The organism is Halomonas marinisediminis (assembly GCF_004347715.1).
Classification (GTDB): Bacteria; Pseudomonadota; Gammaproteobacteria; order Pseudomonadales; family Halomonadaceae; genus Halomonas; species Halomonas icarae.
Window position 1 is genome coordinate 291,630 of record NZ_SLTR01000002.1, and the last position, 18,233, is coordinate 309,862.

Genomic DNA, 18,233 nt, shown 5'->3' on the forward strand with positions numbered 1-18,233 from the left:
TGAGGGCAAACCGGTCAAAGCCGCAATGCGGCAGGAGAACGTCATGGAAGCCCTCAAGGAAACGCAACTCTACTGCCCCTTCGCCTATATCGACGGCAGCTGGGTGGCCGCCGACAGCGGTGAGCAGATTCAGGTGATCAACCCGGCCAACGGCGAGGCCGTAGGCGATGTGCCGCGCCTGGGGCTTGCCGAGACCGAGCGGGCCATCGATGCCGCCAACGTTGCACTGCCGGCCTGGAGGGCGCTGAGTGCCCTGGAGCGCGCCGATATCCTGATGAAGTGGCATGACCTGATGCTGGAGCATCAGAATGACCTGGCAATGATCATGACCCATGAGCAGGGCAAGCCACTCAAGGAGGCCGCCGGGGAGATCGCCTATGCAGCCAGCTTCCTGCGCTGGTTCGCCGAGGAGGCTCGGCGCATCTACGGCGAGACCATTCCGCCTGCCAAGGCCAATCAGCGCATCGTGGTGACCAAGCAACCCGTCGGTGTGGTGGGCGCCATCACCCCCTGGAACTTCCCGGCGGCCATGATTACCCGCAAGGCAGGCGCGGCGTTGGCTGCGGGCTGCACCATCGTCTGCAAGCCAGCCAGCCAGACCCCATTCTCGGCCACCGCGCTGGCGCTGCTGGCCGAGCGCGCCGGCGTGCCACGGGGGGTGTTCAATGTGGTGCCGGGGCGGGCGTCGGAAATTGCCGCGGCCATGACCGAGTCGCCGTTGGTGCGCAAGATCACCTTCACCGGTTCGACCGAGGTGGGGCGCGAGCTGATGGCCAGCGCCGCGCGGCATATCCAGAAGATTTCCCTGGAACTGGGCGGCAATGCGCCCTTTATCGTCTTCGAGGATGCCGATCTGGACGCCGCGGTCGAAGGCGCCATGGCGGCCAAGTTCCGCAATGCCGGCCAGACCTGCGTCTGTACCAACCGATTCCTGGTGCAGTCCAGCGTCGTCAATGCCTTCTGCGAAAAGCTTGCCGTGGCCATGAACAGCGAGCTCAGGGTTGGTGATGGCACCGAACCGGACGTCAATATCGGTCCGCTGATCGACGACAAGGCGGTGGCGAAGGTCAGCGAGCATGTCCAGGACGCCGTGGACAAGGGGGCAGAGCTGCTGCTGGGGGGGCATCCACACCCGCTGGGAGGCAACTTCTTCACGCCAACTCTGATCAGCTTCGCCACCGAGCAGATGCAGGTGGCCCGCGAGGAGACCTTTGGCCCGCTGGCGGCGGTATTCCCCTTCGATGACGAGGAGAGTGCCGTGGAGATGGCCAATGACACCGAGTACGGCCTCGCCGCCTACTTCTACTCCCGCGATCTGGGCCGCGTATGGCGTGTCGCCGACGCCCTGGAGTACGGCATGGTGGGGATCAATACCGGGCTGATCTCCAACGCCGCCGCGCCCTTCGGTGGTGTCAAGGAGTCTGGACTCGGTCGCGAGGGCGGCCACCAGGGGCTGGACGAGTTCCTGGAGACCAAGTACCTCTGCATCGACCTGGGGTAGTAGGGACGAGGTTCGAGGGGCGAGGGATCTCGCCCCTCGCCCCTCGCTTCAGGCGTTAGTGGCGGAAGTGACGCATGCCGGTAAACACCATGGCGATGCCCGCCTCGTTGGCGGCGTCGATCACCTCCTGGTCACGCATGGATCCGCCAGGCTGAATCACCGCGGCGATGCCGGCGGCGGCGGCGGCATCGATGCCATCACGGAACGGGAAGAAGGCATCGCTGGCCATCACCGAGCCGGGCACCGAGAGGCCCTCATCGGCGGCCTTGATGCCGGCGATCTTGGCCGAGTAGACACGGCTCATCTGGCCGGCACCCACGCCGATGGTCTGCCCATCCTTGGCGTAGACGATAGCATTGGACTTGACGTACTTGGCCACCTTCCAGGCGAAGGCCAGATCGCGTAGCTCCTGCTCGGTCGGCACACGCTCACTGACCACGGTGAGCTCATCGCGTCCCACCATGCCGAGGTCACGATCCTGCACCAGCAGGCCACCGGTGACACGCTTGAAGTCATGGGCATGGCCCCGCTCGCCAGGCCAGCTGGCACCCACGTCGAGCAGGCGCACGTTCTGTTTCTCGGCGACGATCCTGGCGGCCTCGCCATCGACTCCGGGGGCGATGATCACCTCGACGAACTGGCGGTCGATGATGGCGCGAGCGGTGTCGGCGTCCAGTGGCACGTTGAACGCAATGATGCCGCCGAAGGCGCTGGTGGGGTCGGTGGCGAAGGCCTTGTCATAGGCTTCCCTCGCGCTGGCGCCTACCGCTACGCCGCAGGGGTTGGCATGCTTGACGATGACACAGGCGGTATCGGTGAAGGCCTTGACGCACTCGAAGGCGGCATCGGTATCGGCGACGTTGTTGAAGGAGAGGGCCTTGCCGTTGAGCTGCACGGCGGTAGCCACGCTGGGTTCACTGGCACCGGCCTCGACGTAGAAGGCCGCCTGCTGGTGCGGGTTCTCGCCGTAGCGCATGGACTGCTTCTTCTCGAACTGCAGGTTGTAGGTGCGCGGGAAGCCATCCTCACCACCCTGCACCCGCTGACCAAGGTAGTCGGCGATGGCAGCGTCGTAGCCCGCAGTGTGCTCGAAGGCCTTGACGGCCAGGTCGAAACGAGTGGCTTCCGACACCCTGCCATCCTGGGAAGCGATCTCGCCCAGCACTCGGGCATAGTCGGCGGCATCGACCACGATGCTGGTGTGGGCATGGTTCTTGGCGCAGGCGCGCACCATGGTGGGGCCACCGATATCGATGTTCTCGATGGCGTCCGTGAGGGTGCAGTCGGGCTTGGCGACGGTCTGGGCAAAGGGGTAGAGGTTGACCACCACCATATCGATCGGCGTGATGTCATGCTCGGCCATCACCGCGTCGTCCTGACCACGACGGCCGAGGATGCCGCCGTGGATCTTCGGATGCAGGGTCTTGACGCGACCATCCATGATCTCGGGGAAGCCGGTGTGCTCGGACACCTCAATGACCGTGACTCCGTTCTCCTGGAGCAGGCGGAAGGTACCGCCGGTGGAGAGTAGTTCAACGCCGTGCTCGCTGAGTCCACGAGCGAACTCGACGATGCCGGTCTTGTCGGAAACGCTGATCAGGGCACGGCGTACCGGGAGGGAGGAGACTTGGGCCATGGGGTCACTCTCTTGACGTCTAGGGCGATGGATGGGGATGCGAATGGGATGCTGGCGGCGCGTGAAACGCGCCGAGGAGGGCCAGAGGCTCTCCGCTTTATATCAGATCATACTGCTTCAGCTTCTTGCGGAGGGTGCCGCGATTGAGGCCGAGCATTTCGGCGGCGCGGGTCTGGTTGCCTTGGGTATGTTCGAGCACCGAGGCGAGCAGCGGAGCCTCGACCTCGGCCATCACCATGGCATGGAGCCCGGTCACCTCGCCGCCATCCAGGTGGGCGAAATAGCGGCGCATGGAGAGCTCTACCGCTTCACGCAGCGGTGGCTGCCCGTCTGTCGGCGCGGACAGCTCGGTGCTGGCATCATTCGGCGAGCGACCTGTTGCAATCTGTGGGTCGGAGGGAAGGGCTTGACTGGTCATGCGGCTCGTATTCCTTTCGCGGTCGCGCCCTGCTCGTCCGGCGCAGTGGCAGGCGAGGGGGCATGACCAAAGAGGTCGTCGATAAAACGATACTGGTCGGCACGGCTTTCGAGACGGTTGAAGTGTCCCTTCAGCTCACGCCGCTGCGCCTCGGTGAGTCGAGCATCGCCGGCCAGGTACCAGCCAACGTGCTTGCGCGCGATGCGCACCCCCATGGTGTCACCATAGAAGTCATGTAGTGCGACCAGATGGTGGCGGAGCACACTCGCACGTTCGCCATCACTGGGGGGAGGGAGGCAGTCACCGTGACACAAGTAGTGGTTGATTTCACGGAAGATCCAAGGGTTGCCCTGGGCGCCTCGGCCGATCATCACCGCATCAGCGCCAGTATAGTCGAGGACGGCGGCGGCCTTCTCGGGAGAGTCGATATCGCCATTGGCGAAAACCGGGATCTTCACCTCCGCCTTGATGGCGGCAATGGTGTCATACTCGGCATAACCAGCGTAGCGCTGCTGACGATGGCGGCCGTGCACCGCCAGTGCCTGGATGCCGGTCTCTTCGGCCAGGCGCGCTATCCGTAGGCCATTATTGCTTTCGGCGCACCAGCCGGTACGGATCTTCAGCGTGACCGGTATATCCACCGCTGCTACCACCGCCGTCAGGATCTCGGCCACCAGCGCCTCGTCGCGGAGCAGGGCAGAGCCGGCGGCCTTGTTGCAGACCTTCTTGGCCGGGCACCCCATGTTGATATCGATGATCTCGGCGCCCTGGTCAGCATTGAAGCGGGCCGCCTCGGCCAGCATGGCGGCATCGCCGCCGGCGATCTGCACGCTGCGTGGGCCCGGCTCGCCCCGATGGTCCATGCGTAGCCTTGATTTGCGGGTGTGCCACAGGCTCGGGTCGGAGGTCACCATCTCGCCCACCACCATGCCGGCGCCCAGCTGCCGACACAGCTGTCGGAACGGGCGGTCGGTGACGCCGGCCATCGGTGCCAGGATGGTCCGGTTCGGCAGCGTATGGTGGGCGATGCGGGGCAGTGACTGGCTAGCGTCGAACATGGCTCGGAACGATGGCGGCAAGGGGGGCATATCATACGCCCCGCGTCGAGTAGGGTGAAGTGGTGTTGTCGGGCCAGGCTAGCTCGGTCGACGCCCGGTGAGACGAACCCACCCTTCGCGAGTGACCGGCTCATCCATCCGCAGCCCCTGCTCGCGATAGGCCTGAAGCACCTGTTCGGCCTGGCCCTCGAGGATGCCGGAGAGCGCCAGGCGCCCCCCGGGAGCAACATGGCTGGCGATCATAGGCGCCATCTCGACCAGTGGCCCGGCGAGGATATTGGCCACCACCACGGGGAATGTCTCCGCGCCGTCGAGCTGCTCGGGGTAGCAGAGCCGCAGGGCCTGTTCCTGTACCCCGTTACGCTCGGCATTGTCGCGACTCGCCGTCAACGCCTGGGGATCGATGTCGGTCGCCACCGCCTGCCTGGCGCCCAGCTTGAGGGCGGCGATGGCCAGGATACCCGAACCGGTGCCGATATCGAGTACCGTCTGGCCCTCGAGGGCCTCGCAGATGGCGAGAGCGTCGAACCAGGCCAGGCAGAGGGCGGTGGTGGGATGTGTGCCGGTGCCAAAGGCGAGGCCCGGATCGAGATGCAGGTTGACCGCGCCGGGTTCGGGTGGCGTGTGCCAGCTGGGTACGATCCACAGGCGTTCACCCATCTGCAGCGGCACGAAGTCCTCCATCCATTCGCGCTCCCAGTCCCGGTCGGCGACCAGTTCCACCTCGATCTCGGGGCAGGGCTCTTCGGGTTGGGCGACGGCCCAGGCGTGTTGCACCCGCTCGAGCATGGCGTCAACGCCTTCGAGGTCGTCGTACAGTCCGGTGAGCACCGTTTCGTGCCACAGCGGCGTGCTGCCGCGCTCGGGCTCGAAGACTGGATCGTCGTGGGCGTCCTGCAGGGTAATGGCAGTAGCCCCCTCGGCGAGCAGCAGCTCCTCGAGGGTCTCGGCCTGTTCCGGGGCGACATGGGCCTTGAGTTGCAGCCAGGGCATGGTATCTCCGATAAGCGGGGGGAAGCGCAAGCGGGGCGGCCGAGGCCGCCCCGCTAATACCGAAGCCGGGAAGGTTAGAGGCCCAGCTTCTTCTCCAGATAGTGGATATTGACGCCACCCTGTCGGAAGTCGCCATCGCGCACCAGATCCTTGTGAAGATCGGTGTTGGTCTTGATGCCTTCCACCAGCAACTCGTCCAGGGCGACTCGCATGCGGGTCAGTGCGGTTTCACGGTCGCTGCCCCAGGTGATCAGCTTGCCGATCAAGGAGTCGTAGTGGGGCGGCACCGTGTAGCCGGTATAGAGGTGGGAGTCCATGCGCACCCCGATGCCGCCCGGGGGGTGAAAGAGCGTCACCTTGCCGGGGGAGGGGATGAAGGTGCGCGGATCCTCGGCGCAGATGCGACACTCGAAGGCGTGGCCGTTGAGAGTGACATCCTCCTGCCGGATGGAGAGCGGCAGACCGGAGGCGATGCGCAGCTGCTCCCTGATGATATCCACGCCGGTGACCATCTCGGTGATCGGATGCTCTACCTGTACGCGGGTATTCATCTCGATAAAGAAGAACTGGCCATCTTCGTAGAGAAACTCGAAGGTACCGGCGCCGCGATAGCCAATGGTGATGCACGCCTGGCGACACGCCTCGAGTACATCGGCGCGGGCCTTGGGGTCGAGCTTGGGGGCCGGCGCCTCTTCGATCACCTTCTGATGACGGCGCTGCAGCGAGCAGTCGCGGTCATAGAGGTGGATGGCGTTGCCCTGACCGTCGGCCAGCACCTGCACCTCCACATGACGTGGATTCTGCAGGAACTTCTCCATATAGACGGTGCCGTCACCGAAGGCCGAATGCGCCTCGGTGCGGGTCACGGTGACCGCCGAGAGCAGGTGAGCCTCGGTGTGTACCACACGCATGCCGCGACCACCGCCGCCGGCCGCGGCCTTGATGATCACCGGGTAGCCGATGCGGCGTGCGGTGGCCAGAATCTGGCCATCGTCATCCTCGGGCAGCGGGCCATCGGATCCGGGCACGGTAGGAACGCCTGCCTTCTTCATCGACTCTATGGCACTGACCTTGTCGCCCATCAGGCGAATGGTCTCGGCCCTGGGCCCGATGAAGGTGAAACCGGAGCGTTCCACCTGTTCGGCGAAGTTGGCATTCTCGGCGAGGAAGCCGTAACCGGGATGGATGGCGCTGCTGTCGGTAACCTCGGCGGCACTGATCAGTGCCGGAATGTTGAGATAGGACTGGGCCGAGGAGGCCGGCCCTATGCACACGACCTCGTCGGCGAGGCGCACATGCATCAGCTCACGGTCGGCCTTGGAGTGGACCGCCACCGTTCTGATACCCAGCTCCTTGCAGGCACGCAGGATGCGCAGGGCAATCTCGCCGCGGTTGGCTATAAGAACCTTGTCCAGCATGATGGGTCCGCCAGTATCGAGTGAATGACCAGTATCGGATAATTGAAGAGAGGGCGACGCTTAGGCGATCACGACCAGGGGCTGATCGTATTCTACCGGCTCGCCATCCTCGACCAGAATGGCCTCGACCACGCCGTCGCGCTCGGCCTCGATCTGGTTCATCATCTTCATGGCCTCAACGATGCACACCGTCTCGCCCTTCTTGACCTGGGAGCCCACTTCAACGAACGCCTTGGCGCCCGGAGCCGGTGAGCGGTAGAAGGTGCCTACCATGGGTGAGGTGATGGCTTGGCCCTGGAAGCTGGGGCCCTCGGCGGCGGCAGGCTCGGCACTCTCGATGGGTGCCGGTGCGGCGGCGGGAGCCGGGTATGCCGCAGGGGCATAGGCCTCAGGCATGCTTGGCTGCCAGCTCACGCCATTGGGGTGACGGCTGATGCGGACCGACTCCTCGCCCTCCTGGATCTCGATTTCGCTGATGTTCGACTCTTCCAGCAGCTCGATCAGCTTCTTGACCTTGCGGATATCCATGACGTTCGTCCCGATCGGTTGGGTGCGGTGAATGGTCGTTGGCCCGGCGCTGTCAACCCGGTCCAAGTTTCATTAGATCGCGGCAAGATGGCGACTCTTCCGCCTCTAAGGACCATGAAAAGTGGGTAGCGGCGGAGTTTGCCGAAAAACCTGTGCGATGTCCAGCATCGCTGAAAACGCTGTTCGAACAACTGTTTGAGGGCGTCTTCCTGACAGGATTGTCCGGGCTCAGGCGTCACTACCCTTATCGATCCAGTCGCGCACACTATTCAGGTGGCCGGCGAGCTCCCTGGCATTCGGAGCGCCTAGTATGCGTGCCTCGCGGATCTCCTCGCCTGCACGGAAGAATAGCAGGCTCGGCGGGCCAAAGAGCTCGAATCGCTCAAGAAGTTCGCGGCTGGTGGCATCGCTGTCGGTGACATCGACGTTGATGCGCGCGAAGTCCGCGAGCGGCTCCGCGACCCGTGGGTCCGGGTAGACCCGGCGTTCGAGCTGTTTGCAGGAGATGCACCAGTCGGCCGTGAAGTGGACGAAGGCGGCCTGATCATTCGGCACGGCGGCGAGCGCCTGGTGCAGCTGATCGAGCCTGTCCACCGTGATGATCTCTTGTGGCGCGGAGGTGTCGGCGAGGGGTGACGAGTTCGCTTCGCCAGTCAGTGGCGCCAGGGGGCGCAGTGGATCGCTGGCGCCACTGGCCGCACCGAGAACCAGCGCCATGCCCCAGGCGAGCAGCAGCAGCCCTAGCGCTTGACGCGCGCGTGCCCATCCCTGAGGGAGGTTGGTGGAAATAGCGCCCAGCGCCACCGCGGTGCCAACCGCCAGGCCGGCCCACAGCAGTAGCACCAGTGTCGCCGGCAGCAGGCGTTCGACCAGCCAGATTGCCACGCCCAGCAGCAGAATACCGAAGGCAATCTTCACACCATTCATCCAGGCGCCGCTGCGCGGCAGCAGGGTGGTGCCAAAGGTGCCGACCAGCAGCAGAGGGACCCCCATGCCCAGTCCCAGGGCGAGCAGGGCGGCTCCGCCCAACAGCGCATCGCCGGTGGTGGAGATGAAGACCAGCGCGCCTGCCAGCGGCGCCGAGACACAAGGGGAGACCACCAGCACCGATAGCGCCCCGGCCAGTGCCAGGCCGGCAGGGCCGCTCCGCTGGGCGCGGGCCTGCCAGCCATCGATACGCTGGGTCAGTCTGGGCGAGAGACGCAGGTCGAAGGCGCCGAGCATGGCCAGGGCGAAGAGGATAAAGAGAATGGCAAAGGTGATCAGCACCGGTGCCGACTGTAGCCGAGCCTGAAGATTGAGTCCGGCGCCGAACAGTCCCATCAGTACCCCGACCAGCGCGTAGGTGAAGGCCATGCCTGCCACATAGCTGGCGGACAGGGCGAAGGCGCGCGGCCGGCTCGGGTTCTGGCCGACGATGATGGAGGAGAGGATCGGCACCATGGGCAGTACACAGGGCGTGAAGGTGAGCCCCAGGCCGGCCAGGAAGAACAGCGCCAGGGCCAGCGGCAGGCTGGCCTCACTCATCAGCGCCTGAAAGCGGCCATCCTCGCTCTGCGGGGCAGCGGGTAGTGTGGAGCTGGCCGAGCTGGTGTCATCGGCCAAGCTGGTGTTGACGACAGAAGTGTTGTCATTCGTGGCCTGCCAGCCGGCAAAGATTGCCGGTGCCTGTTGTTCGGCGGCATCCAGATCGACATGCTCGGGGGGATAGCAGAGTCCGGCATCGGCACAGCCCTGAAAGGTTACCGTGACCGGTATCACGCCGCTGGCCTCTTCCTCGAAGGGAACCTCGAAGACCAGGGTGTCGCGGAACACATAGGCGTCGCCGAGGAACTCGTCGCTGGTGAAGGTGCCTTCGGGGATCTCGGGATCACCCAGTGCTGCCGCATCGCTCTCTACCGCGAACTGATGGCGATAGAGATAGTGACCCTCAGCAGCTTCCATGCCGATATAGAGAGTCTCGCCATCATGCCAGGCGCTGGGTTGAAAGGCCTCCAGGACCGGCAGAAACTCCGAGTCATCGTTGGAGAACCACTGTGCCTGAGCGACGGTCGGTAGCAGCAACAGCAGTAGCAGGGCGTTCAGGGCGTGGCGTTGAATGCGGATCACGAAAGTCCTGTCCTTGGTTGATAGTGTGGCTGGCGTTCAGACCTCACCTGCCGCACGGGGTTCCGGTGCACCCCCGGGGCAGGGGTAACTCCATCAGGACGCGTTCGCATCAGGAACCTGGTGAGCAGACAGGGGTTAGCTGACCGCGGGTGCTGGTCGGATGCTAGGATAACCCAAGGGGAGGGGGTGTCTTCAGTGAGAGGCGTGGCGAGAGGTGTGCCACGTTGTCGCACATCCCGATGTTTCGTATGGGCATGCTCTTATATTTCGTATAGGCATGCTCTTATGCTTCGTAAAGGAAAGGAACCTGCACATGGCTTGGATGGGCAACCGCGACGCCAAGCGTCGCAAGAAGATGGCAGCGTTGGAGCGACCCGACTACGGCTGGATCTGGAAGCCGCTGCTGGCACTGCTGGTGCTCTATCTGGTGGTGACGCTGGTGCTCGGGGTCTGGTGGAGTCGCACGCCGGCCCCCCATAGCGTCGAGCGGGTGCCCATGGAGCGTCGTGGCGATGCCGGCAGTGAGCCCGCCGCCAGAGGAGCGGTGACGGTGGCTACCCTGGCTTCCATCGTCGAGACGCTTTATGCCAAGCCTGGCGGCTACTTGCGTAACGACCGACTGCCGCCCGGTCTGTGGCTGGACAACATGCCGAGCTGGGAGCAGGGCGTATTGCAGCAGTCGAAGGATCTGGCGCGGGCGCTGCCCTCGATGGACCCAACCGAGGTCGAGTTGCTGGAGGAGGCGGTTCGTGGCCTGGCCGGTGACGGTCTCGACTGGTATCGGCCCGCCACCGAGGACCGCCTGATGTCGGCGGTGACCGCCCTGGACAGCCAGCTGATGGCGTTGAGCGGCATGGAGGCCGAAGGCTTCGTGCCCGGAGCGGGGCTACGTCGCTGGCTGGCCGATGTTCGGGTAAATCTCGACGACCTGTCGTTGCGTCTGGCTTCGGGTGCCGAGGGGCATCAGCTGCTGCAGGAGCTCGCCATCGACAACGAGGCGCTTCCCGAGGGCACCCCCTGGTATCGAGTCGACAACGTCTTCTTCGAGGCACGCGGCGCCGGCTGGGCGCTGGTGCAGATGCTGGAGGGGGTGCAGCGTGATCAGGCCGATGTGCTGGAGGCGGCCGAGGTGGTCGAGCTGTGGGAGCGTCTGCGGGCGGAACTCGCCATGACCCAGCGTCGCCTGTGGAGCCCCGTGGTGATGAGTGGCCGGGGTTTTGGTCCCTTCGCCAATCATACGCTGGTGATGGCACATCACATCAGCCGGGCCCGCGATCTGGTCGAGTCGATCATCACTCGGCTTGCCGAGAGTGCCGAGCAGGTGGTGGTCGGAGAGGAAGTCCAGCCAACACCCGCCAGCGAACCTGACGTACTCGATGTGGCGCCCAACGCCCAGCCTGATCAGGAAGCTACCGACCATCAGGAAGTCGAGCAGGAGACTGAGCAGAAGGCCGAGCAGGGGGCCGAGCAGGGGGCCGAGGCGGATCAGGCGCCCAGTCTGGATGACCAGGTGGAGCCGGTAGCGCAAGAGGATCAAGCTGCCGAGCAGTGAACTGGCCTCCTTGGCTGGGTTTTCAATGCCCATAAACGCAGCGGGCCGCCTCAAGGGGCGGCCCGCTGCGTTTATGCTCGACGCTCACGACCCGGAGCGCAGAGTGTCGGTGTCCTGAGTGGTTTCTCAATCAGGCCTTGTGATAGGCGTCGGAAGCCTTCTCGATGGCCTTGCGCGCCGCCTCGGCACCTTCCCAGGACTCCACCTTGACCCACTTGCCCTTCTCGAGATCCTTGTAGTTCTCGAAGAAGTGGGCGATCTGCTGGCGCAGGAGTTCAGGCAGGTCGGTCACTTCCTGAACGTCGTCATAGAGGCTGGACAGCTTTTGATGGGGCACGCATACCAGCTTGGCATCTTCGCCCGCTTCATCGGTCATGTTGAGGATGCCCACCGGGCGGGCGCGGATGATGCTGCCGGGCTGTACCGGGCAGGGGGTAACCACCAGGGCGTCCAGGGCGTCACCGTCGTCGGCCAGGGTGTGCGGGATGAAGCCGTAGTTGGCCGGGTAGAACATCGGCGTGGCCATGAAGCGGTCTACCAGCAGGGCACCCATGTCCTTGTCGATCTCATACTTGACCGGCGAGTGGTTGGCCGGAATCTCGATCGCTACATAAATGTCGTTCGGGAGTTCCTTGCCGGCGGGGATATTATCGAAGTTCATCGTCGCTTCCTTGGGTAGGTAGAAGAAGGGGTTGGCAGAAGGTCCTGGCGCGTCGTCTGGAAGAAAAATCCGCGAAATTATACGGGCCAGCCTGACTGAATACCAATTCGACATAGGTGCCGGCGCGATTTTCGGTGCTGGCAAGATGCCACTATGGTCATGCTGTTGCACCCGTGCAGGTCTGCGGCGTGTATGATGGCCGCGCATGATTCATCGGGTAAGGAGAGGCGAGTGTCACCCGCACAGCTGTCATTGAGTTTTGGTCAGGCCTTCGTGGCGCCGGATCGCCGGCGACACCGCAGCTCCATGTCGGTAAGCCTACCCGAGCCACCTCTGCTCAACGCCAAGGGCGCCTGTGCGCTGATCAGCGATGCGACCCAGCGCAATCGCATGGCCAAGCAGGCCGGAGATCTCAGTGTACGTAGCTTCCTGAGCGACTACTACTCCACCCCCGATCACTGGGACATCAAGACATCGGCGACCCGTGTGCTGCGTGCGCTCAATGCCTGGACCTATAGCCAGAGTCGCCAGGTAGCGGACGGCAGTTACGTCACTTCTCTGTCGGCCCTCGTGTTGCGCGGCACCGAGGGCCATCTCTTCCATATGGGTGACACCGTGGTGTTTCGGCTGCGCGGGGCAGAGTTCGAGCAGCTGACGCGAGATCATGTCACCGATCTGGGGGGGTATCGCTACCCTTCGCGTGCGCTGGGCATGGATAACAGCATCGACATCGACTATGCGCGCTTTCCGGTCAAGCAGGGAGATATCTTTCTGTTTACCACCCAGGCGGTGCTGGGCACCTTGATGCCATCCGACTATGTGCAGTTGATCCGGCAGGACGCCAGTGATCTGCATGCCGCCTGCGACCGTCTGGCCGAAGCGGCAGTGCAGCGAGCACAGTCCCGCGGTTACGGTGCCGATCAGTTCTGTTTTCAATTGCTACGCATCGATGAGTTGCCCGAGGAGCAGTCGGATAACCCGGCCAAGGTGTATGGCGAGCTACCGATCCCGCCGGAGCTCTCGCCCGGTGACCGTCTCGAGGGCCTGGAGGTGCAGGCCGTGCTGTCGCGTACAGCGCAGTCACGCGTCTATCGAGTGCGTGACCTCCAGAGCGGGCGTGAGATGGTGATGAAGGCGCCGAGTCCCGAGCTCTCCCTTCGTAATATCTATCTGGAGCATTTCCTGCTGCAGCAGTGGGTGGTGGAGCGCGTCAAGTCCCCCTTCGTGGCGCACATCATGGAGCCGTCGCGGCCGCGGCGCTATCTCTACTATCTGATGGCTTATGTCGAGGGCGAGACGCTGGCCGACTGGGCGCGACGCCACCCCCAGGCGAGCCTCGCCCAGCGGCTGGATATCGCCAATCAACTGGGCAAGGCGGTGCAGGCCCTGCATCACCGGGAACTGCTGCACCAGCTGATCCATCCCGGCAATGTGCTGATCGATGCGCATGGCAAGGTGGTGCTGACCGACTTCAGCGCCTGTCGGGCGCGTGACGGATCGGGGCTCAAGGATGCCCACGAACTGCTTCGTCAGGTGGGGCTGACCGAACACAGTGCTCCCGAGTATGCGCTAGGGGACGGGATCGGCCGGCGTAGTGACCAGTACTCCTATGCCTCGACGGTCTACTGGCTGCTGACCGGGGAGTTGCCCTACGCGGTATCGCCCAATCGTCTGCTGCGGCATACCGATCTTGAACAGCTGGCCTATCGCAGCGCACGGCAGCGTAACCCCGAGGTGCCCAAGCCGCTCGACGAGGCATTGCGTCGGGCACTGGATCCCCAGCGCGCGCTCCGCTATCGACGCATGTCGGAGTTTCTGCGTGAGCTGCGCCAGCCTCTCGCCACTCTGCAGCGTGAGCCCACGGCGCGCGGCACCTCGAGGAGAGTCCGGGATGCCGGCCAGTTCTGGCAGGGGGTCGCCGCGATACTGCTGTTGTTGCTGGTGCTTTCCTGGTTGCTGAGATAGGCCTGCGGCCAGGCTCAAGGAACTAGGAACGAGGGGCAAGGAGTTGCCCCTCGTGACTTAAAGCTCGAAATCGGGCAGCTTGCGCTCGACGCGGTGCTTGGCAAGCTTGGCCACCCGGGGCAGGCCGTTATCGAACGGGGGGAAGTCCTCGCCCTGAATCAAGGGCAGCAGGTAGTCACGACAGGCTTGGGTGATGCCTAAGCCATCCTCGCTGATGTAGTCGCGGGGCATGAACTTCTCGCGGTTGGCGATCTCGGCCAGTGGGGCCGGCTCGATATGCCACTGATAGGGTGTACCCGCCGCCCGCTTGATGGCCGGCATCATCGCATTCTTGCCTTCGATGGCCAGCTCCACCGCCGCTTCGCCGACGGCGTAGGCCTGCTCCACGTCAGTTGCGGAGGCCAGGTGGCGGGCGGCGCGCTGCAGATAATCGGCCACCGCCCAGTGGTACTTGTAGCCCAGATCCTGCTTGACCATGCCGGCCAGGGTCGGCGCCACGCCGCCCAGCTGACGATGGCCGAAGGCGTCGGTGTTGCCGGCATCGGCGAGGAAGGTGCCATCCTCGTAGCGGGCCCCCTCGGAGACCACGATCACGCAGTAGCCGTAGGTCTTGACCGCATAATCGACGCGGGCCATCACCGCTTCGCGGTCGAAGGCGATCTCGGGGAAGATCACCAGGTGGGGCGGCTCGCCCTCGCCCTGGCCGGCCAGGGCGCCGGCGGCGGCGATCCATCCTGCATGGCGTCCCATCACCTCGAGCACGAAGACCTTGGTGGAGGTCGCGCACATGGAGGCGATGTCCAGGGAGGCTTCGAGGGTCGAGGTGGCAATATACTTGGCCACGCTGCCGAAGCCTGGCGAGTTGTCGGTGATCGGCAGGTCGTTGTCCACGGTCTTGGGCACGTGGATGGCGGTGAGCGGGTAGCCGAGTTTCTCGGAGAGCTGCGAGACCTTGAGGCAGGTGTCGGCGCTGTCGCCGCCACCGTTGTAGAAGAAATAGCGGATATCGTGGGCGCGGAACACCTCGATCAGCCGCTCGTACTGGGCGCGGTGGGTCTCGATGTCCTTGAGCTTGTAGCGGCAGGAGCCGAACGCGCCGCCCGGGGTGTGGCGCAGCGCGGCGACCGCCTCGTCTGACTCTCGACTGACGTCGATCAGCTCCTCGGTGAGGGCGCCGATGATGCCGTTGTGGCCGGCATAGACCTTGCCGATCTGGTCGGGATGGCGGCGGCAGGCCTCGATCACGCCACAGGCGCTGGCGTTGATCACGGCGGTGACGCCGCCGGACTGGGCGTAGAAGGCGTTATGGGCCATGGGGCTGTTCTGCTCCTGGTCGTCGCTACTGTTGGGATGGAAGGGGTTGAAGGTGGAGGGGATTCTAGCCGAAACCCCCGCGCCCTGCACCCGGGGGAGCTGGAGGGGCTCCGTGGGGGCGTGCTAGTCTCGCCTCTCCTCGCGCCTTGCGGGCGCGGTCACCACCCATGCTGGAGCGAGTCCCATGCACCTTCATATCCTCGGTATCTGTGGCACCTTCATGGGCAGCCTGGCGCTGTTGGCGCGCGAGCTGGGCCACACGGTCAGCGGCTCGGATGCGGGGGTCTATCCCCCCATGAGCACCCAGCTGGAGGAGGCCGGTATCGCCCTGTGCGAAGGGTACTCGCCCGCCAATCTTGAGCCACGTCCCGACCTGGTGGTGATTGGCAATGCGCTGTCGCGAGGCAATCCCGAGGTGGAGGCGGTGCTCGATGCCGACCTTCCCTATGTCTCGGGCCCCCAGTGGCTGGCCGAGCATGTGTTGCCCGGCCGGCGGGTGATCGCCGTGGCCGGCACCCATGGCAAGACCACCACGGCGAGCCTTGTCGCCTGGCTGCTGGAGTCGGCGGGGCTTGCGCCGGGGTTTCTGATCGGCGGTGTGCCGCGCAACTTCGGTGTCTCGGCTCGCCTCGGTGCGGCAGACGCGCCCTTCGTGGTGGAGGCCGATGAGTACGATACCGCCTTCTTCGACAAGCGCTCCAAATTTGTTCATTACCGACCCAATATCGCCGTACTGGGCAATCTGGAGTTTGATCATGCGGATATCTTCGATGATATCGCCGCGATCGAGCGCCAGTTTCATCATCTAGTGCGCACGGTGCCGGGCAATGGCATGTTGCTGGTGGGCGACGGCGAACCGGCCCTGGAGCGGGTGCTGGCCATGGGAGTCTGGAGCCCGGTCGTGCGTATTGGCGAGGCTCCCACCAGCGCCTGGCGGCTCGAGCTCGAACGCGACGACGCCTCCCGCTTTCGGGTCATTCACCAGGATGCCGATGCCAATGAGGATGCGGTGGTCGACTGGTCCCTGACCGGTCTCTACAACGCTCGTAACGCCCAGGCGGCGCTGGCTGCTGCCCATGCCTGTGGGGTAAGCCTGGATCGGGCGGCCGCCGCCCTGGCGCGCTTCGAGTCCCCGCGGCGACGCCAGGAGGTGCGCGGGGAGGTCGCCAATATCCAGGTGATCGATGACTTCGCTCATCACCCCACGGCGATCGCCGGGACGCTGCAGGGGCTGCGCGCCGCCACCGTGCGGGGGCGGCTGCTGGCGGTGATCGAGCCTCGCTCCAATACCATGCGCCTGGGCACTCTGCGAGATCGTCTGGCTTCCAGCGTGTCCGCCGCCGATATCGTCTTCTGGTATCGACCGGAGGGACTGGACTGGCCCCTGGAGCCCATCATCGCCGAGAGCCCGATACCGGCGCGACTCGAACAGGATCTGGCGACCCTGGTGTCGGCACTCGTCGCCGAGGCGAGGCCCTATGACCGCATCGTGGTGATGTCCAACGGCGGTTTCGGCGGTATTCATGAGAAACTGCTGACAGCACTGGAGGCGGCCCATGGCTGAGGAGTTTGCTGCGCCGGTCACGGTGGCGCTGACCGGCGCCTCCGGCGCGCAATACGGTCTGCGCTTGATCGACGCCCTGGTGGCGGCGAATCATGAAGTGTGGGTGATGATCTCCAAGGCGGCCCATCTGGTGATTGCCACCGAGACCGATGTTGAACTGCCTGCCCGCCCCGAACGGCTGGCCGAGACCCTTGTGGCACGTAGCGGGGCACGGCCGGGTCAGATTCGCTGCTTCGGTCGCGAGGACTGGATGGCGCCGGTGGCCTCCGGCTCCGGCGCCCCCTCGGCCATGGTGATCTGTCCCTGCTCGACCGGGACCCTCTCGGCGGTGGCCACGGGGGCCAGCAACAACCTGATCGAGCGGGCCGCCGACGTGGCGCTCAAGGAGAGGCGCACCCTGGTGCTGGTGCCGCGCGAGACGCCGCTCTCGGCGATCCATCTTCAGCACATGCTCGATCTGACCCGTCTGGGCGCGGTGCTGTTGCCGGCCGCGCCGGGGTTCTATCATCGTCCCGAGACGGTGGATGATCTCATCGACTTTATCGTGGCGCGCATCCTCAATCAGCTAGGGATAGAACACCGCTTGATGCCGCGCTGGGGAGAGTCGGGCCACTAGCTGTTTGGCGCTTGGCCGCTCAGCGCTTCACCGCATAAAACAGTGTGACAGGGAGGTCTCGAACATGATCAATCCGGGTTTGCTGTCGGTATTCCTGCCGACCTTCTTTCTGGTCTCCCTGACGCCGGGAATGTGCATGACCCTGGCCATGGTGCTGGGCATGACCCAGGGCGTTCGCCGCAGCCTGTGGATGATGGCCGGAGAGCTGGCCGGGGTGGGGGTGGTGGCCGCTGCGGCCGGCGTCGGCGTGGCGGCCTTGATGCTTCGTCAGCCGGAGCTCTTTGCGCTGTTCAAGTGGCTCGGTGGTGCCTATCTGGCCTACCTGGGCATCATGATGTGGCGCTCCCGTGGACGCATGGCGATCCCCGAGGAGGGGCTGGAGGTAGCGCCCGCGGGGCGCGGTCAGCTGGCCATGCAGGGGTTCGTGACCGCCGTGGCCAATCCCAAGGGGTGGGCCTTCTTCGTGGCGCTGCTGCCCCCCTTTCTCGACGCCGGACGACCGCTGGCCGGCCAGCTCGTCGTGCTGGTGGCGCTGATACTGGTCATCGAGTTTATCTGCCTGCTGCTCTACGCCACCGGTGGCAGCAGACTGCGTCGTCTGCTGGCGCGCGGTGGCAGCGTGCGCCTGCTCAACCGTATCGCCGGCACCCTGATGGTCGGGGTAGGGATATGGTTGGCGCTGGGCTGACCCGGCTGAATGGGGGCTGCATGGGGACTGTCCCCTAACCCCATGAATTTGGGTTCATCGCAGACTAACGTGAAACCTGTAGGTGGGAGGGATGTTCCTCTACCCACTGGGCGATGGCGCCACCCTGTGGGAGGCCGGGTTTCCCGGGCGAAGGCGCCGATAGGCGCCTTGGTGGTGTTGCCCAGTATTGTGCCATTACCGGGAGGCCTCTG

The 18,233-nt window shown here is 64.7% G+C and carries 15 protein-coding genes; 6 read left to right on the plus strand and 9 right to left on the minus strand.

Annotated elements, in window-relative coordinates; genetic code table 11:
- The first annotated feature begins 43 nt into the window (after positions 1 to 43).
- The gene (locus tag E0702_RS03150; RefSeq protein WP_132041494.1) at positions 44 to 1,501 is read left to right on the plus strand and encodes an NAD-dependent succinate-semialdehyde dehydrogenase; all 1,458 of its coding nucleotides are present in this window, start codon (positions 44 to 46) and stop codon (positions 1,499 to 1,501) included.
- 55 nt (positions 1,502 to 1,556) lie between these two features.
- Here E0702_RS03150 and purH read toward each other — a convergent pair whose 3' ends face one another.
- From purH to dsbD, 7 genes are all read right to left on the minus strand, one after another.
- A complete protein-coding gene (purH, locus tag E0702_RS03155; RefSeq protein ID WP_132041495.1) occupies positions 1,557 to 3,137 on the minus strand; it encodes a bifunctional phosphoribosylaminoimidazolecarboxamide formyltransferase/IMP cyclohydrolase in 1,581 nt (526 codons plus the stop codon).
- Positions 3,138 to 3,234: 97 nt separating this feature from the next.
- A complete protein-coding gene (gene fis, locus E0702_RS03160; protein WP_132041496.1) occupies positions 3,235 to 3,555 on the minus strand; it encodes a DNA-binding transcriptional regulator Fis in 321 nt (106 codons plus the stop codon).
- On the minus strand, positions 3,552 to 4,613 hold the full coding sequence (gene dusB / locus E0702_RS03165; protein ID WP_132041497.1) for a tRNA dihydrouridine synthase DusB: 1,062 nt from the start codon (positions 4,611 to 4,613) through the stop codon (positions 3,552 to 3,554). The genes fis and dusB overlap by 4 nt, the downstream gene beginning before the upstream one ends.
- 78 nt (positions 4,614 to 4,691) lie before the next feature.
- Positions 4,692 to 5,606 carry a 50S ribosomal protein L11 methyltransferase gene (gene prmA / locus E0702_RS03170; RefSeq protein WP_132041498.1) on the minus strand — a complete coding sequence of 305 codons (915 nt, stop codon included), beginning with the start codon at positions 5,604 to 5,606 and terminating at the stop codon, positions 4,692 to 4,694.
- 74 nt (positions 5,607 to 5,680) lie between these two features.
- Positions 5,681 to 7,024, minus strand: a complete 1,344-nt coding sequence (gene accC, locus E0702_RS03175) for an acetyl-CoA carboxylase biotin carboxylase subunit (RefSeq protein ID WP_132041499.1) — start codon at positions 7,022 to 7,024, stop codon at positions 5,681 to 5,683.
- 60 nt (positions 7,025 to 7,084) lie between these two features.
- On the minus strand, positions 7,085 to 7,552 hold the full coding sequence (gene accB, locus E0702_RS03180; RefSeq protein ID WP_132041500.1) for an acetyl-CoA carboxylase biotin carboxyl carrier protein: 468 nt from the start codon (positions 7,550 to 7,552) through the stop codon (positions 7,085 to 7,087).
- Between the two features lie 228 nt (positions 7,553 to 7,780).
- The gene (dsbD, locus tag E0702_RS03185) at positions 7,781 to 9,661 is read right to left on the minus strand and encodes a protein-disulfide reductase DsbD (protein WP_132041501.1); all 1,881 of its coding nucleotides are present in this window, start codon (positions 9,659 to 9,661) and stop codon (positions 7,781 to 7,783) included.
- 313 nt (positions 9,662 to 9,974) lie between these two features.
- On the opposite strand from dsbD, the gene E0702_RS03190 reads away from it, so the two are divergent.
- The gene (locus E0702_RS03190; protein WP_165927467.1) at positions 9,975 to 11,213 is read left to right on the plus strand and encodes a DUF2333 family protein; all 1,239 of its coding nucleotides are present in this window, start codon (positions 9,975 to 9,977) and stop codon (positions 11,211 to 11,213) included.
- 130 nt (positions 11,214 to 11,343) lie between these two features.
- Here E0702_RS03190 and ppa read toward each other — a convergent pair whose 3' ends face one another.
- On the minus strand, positions 11,344 to 11,874 hold the full coding sequence (gene ppa / locus E0702_RS03195) for an inorganic diphosphatase (RefSeq protein ID WP_132041503.1): 531 nt from the start codon (positions 11,872 to 11,874) through the stop codon (positions 11,344 to 11,346).
- Between the two features lie 231 nt (positions 11,875 to 12,105).
- Here ppa and E0702_RS03200 point away from each other — a divergent pair, with 231 nt between their 5' ends.
- A complete protein-coding gene (locus tag E0702_RS03200) occupies positions 12,106 to 13,839 on the plus strand; it encodes a bifunctional protein-serine/threonine kinase/phosphatase (RefSeq protein ID WP_132041504.1) in 1,734 nt (577 codons plus the stop codon).
- 57 nt (positions 13,840 to 13,896) lie between these two features.
- Here the strand turns inward: E0702_RS03200 and E0702_RS03205 are convergent, their stop codons facing one another.
- The gene (locus E0702_RS03205) at positions 13,897 to 15,153 is read right to left on the minus strand and encodes a 6-phosphofructokinase (protein WP_132041505.1); all 1,257 of its coding nucleotides are present in this window, start codon (positions 15,151 to 15,153) and stop codon (positions 13,897 to 13,899) included.
- Between the two features lie 184 nt (positions 15,154 to 15,337).
- Between E0702_RS03205 and mpl the strand changes: the two genes are divergently transcribed.
- The 3 genes from mpl to E0702_RS03220 all read left to right on the plus strand — a co-directional run bounded on the left by mpl (position 15,338) and on the right by E0702_RS03220 (position 18,021).
- A complete protein-coding gene (gene mpl, locus E0702_RS03210; protein ID WP_132041506.1) occupies positions 15,338 to 16,717 on the plus strand; it encodes a UDP-N-acetylmuramate:L-alanyl-gamma-D-glutamyl-meso-diaminopimelate ligase in 1,380 nt (459 codons plus the stop codon).
- Positions 16,710 to 17,333, plus strand: a complete 624-nt coding sequence (locus tag E0702_RS03215; RefSeq protein WP_132041507.1) for a flavin prenyltransferase UbiX — start codon at positions 16,710 to 16,712, stop codon at positions 17,331 to 17,333. The genes mpl and E0702_RS03215 overlap by 8 nt, the downstream gene beginning before the upstream one ends.
- Positions 17,334 to 17,397: 64 nt before the next feature.
- Positions 17,398 to 18,021, plus strand: coding sequence for a LysE family translocator (locus E0702_RS03220; protein ID WP_205741866.1), 624 nt, complete (start codon positions 17,398 to 17,400; stop codon positions 18,019 to 18,021).
- The last annotated feature ends 212 nt before the right edge of the window (positions 18,022 to 18,233 follow it).

Bases quoted from the DNA above. Each gene is read 5' to 3' on its own strand.
- E0702_RS03150 (WP_132041494.1), top strand. From the start codon at position 44: ATGGAAGCCCTCAAGGAAACGCAACTCTACTGCCCCTTCGCCTATATC.
- purH (WP_132041495.1), bottom strand. From the start codon at position 3,137: ATGGCCCAAGTCTCCTCCCTCCCGGTACGCCGTGCCCTGATCAGCGTT.
- fis (WP_132041496.1), bottom strand. From the start codon at position 3,555: ATGACCAGTCAAGCCCTTCCCTCCGACCCACAGATTGCAACAGGTCGC.
- dusB (WP_132041497.1), bottom strand. From the start codon at position 4,613: ATGTTCGACGCTAGCCAGTCACTGCCCCGCATCGCCCACCATACGCTG.
- prmA (WP_132041498.1), bottom strand. From the start codon at position 5,606: ATGCCCTGGCTGCAACTCAAGGCCCATGTCGCCCCGGAACAGGCCGAG.
- accC (WP_132041499.1), bottom strand. From the start codon at position 7,024: ATGCTGGACAAGGTTCTTATAGCCAACCGCGGCGAGATTGCCCTGCGC.
- accB (WP_132041500.1), bottom strand. From the start codon at position 7,552: ATGGATATCCGCAAGGTCAAGAAGCTGATCGAGCTGCTGGAAGAGTCG.
- E0702_RS03190 (WP_165927467.1), top strand. From the start codon at position 9,975: ATGGCTTGGATGGGCAACCGCGACGCCAAGCGTCGCAAGAAGATGGCA.
- ppa (WP_132041503.1), bottom strand. From the start codon at position 11,874: ATGAACTTCGATAATATCCCCGCCGGCAAGGAACTCCCGAACGACATT.
- E0702_RS03205 (WP_132041505.1), bottom strand. From the start codon at position 15,153: ATGGCCCATAACGCCTTCTACGCCCAGTCCGGCGGCGTCACCGCCGTG.
- mpl (WP_132041506.1), top strand. From the start codon at position 15,338: ATGCACCTTCATATCCTCGGTATCTGTGGCACCTTCATGGGCAGCCTG.
- E0702_RS03215 (WP_132041507.1), top strand. From the start codon at position 16,710: ATGGCTGAGGAGTTTGCTGCGCCGGTCACGGTGGCGCTGACCGGCGCC.
- E0702_RS03220 (WP_205741866.1), top strand. From the start codon at position 17,398: ATGATCAATCCGGGTTTGCTGTCGGTATTCCTGCCGACCTTCTTTCTG.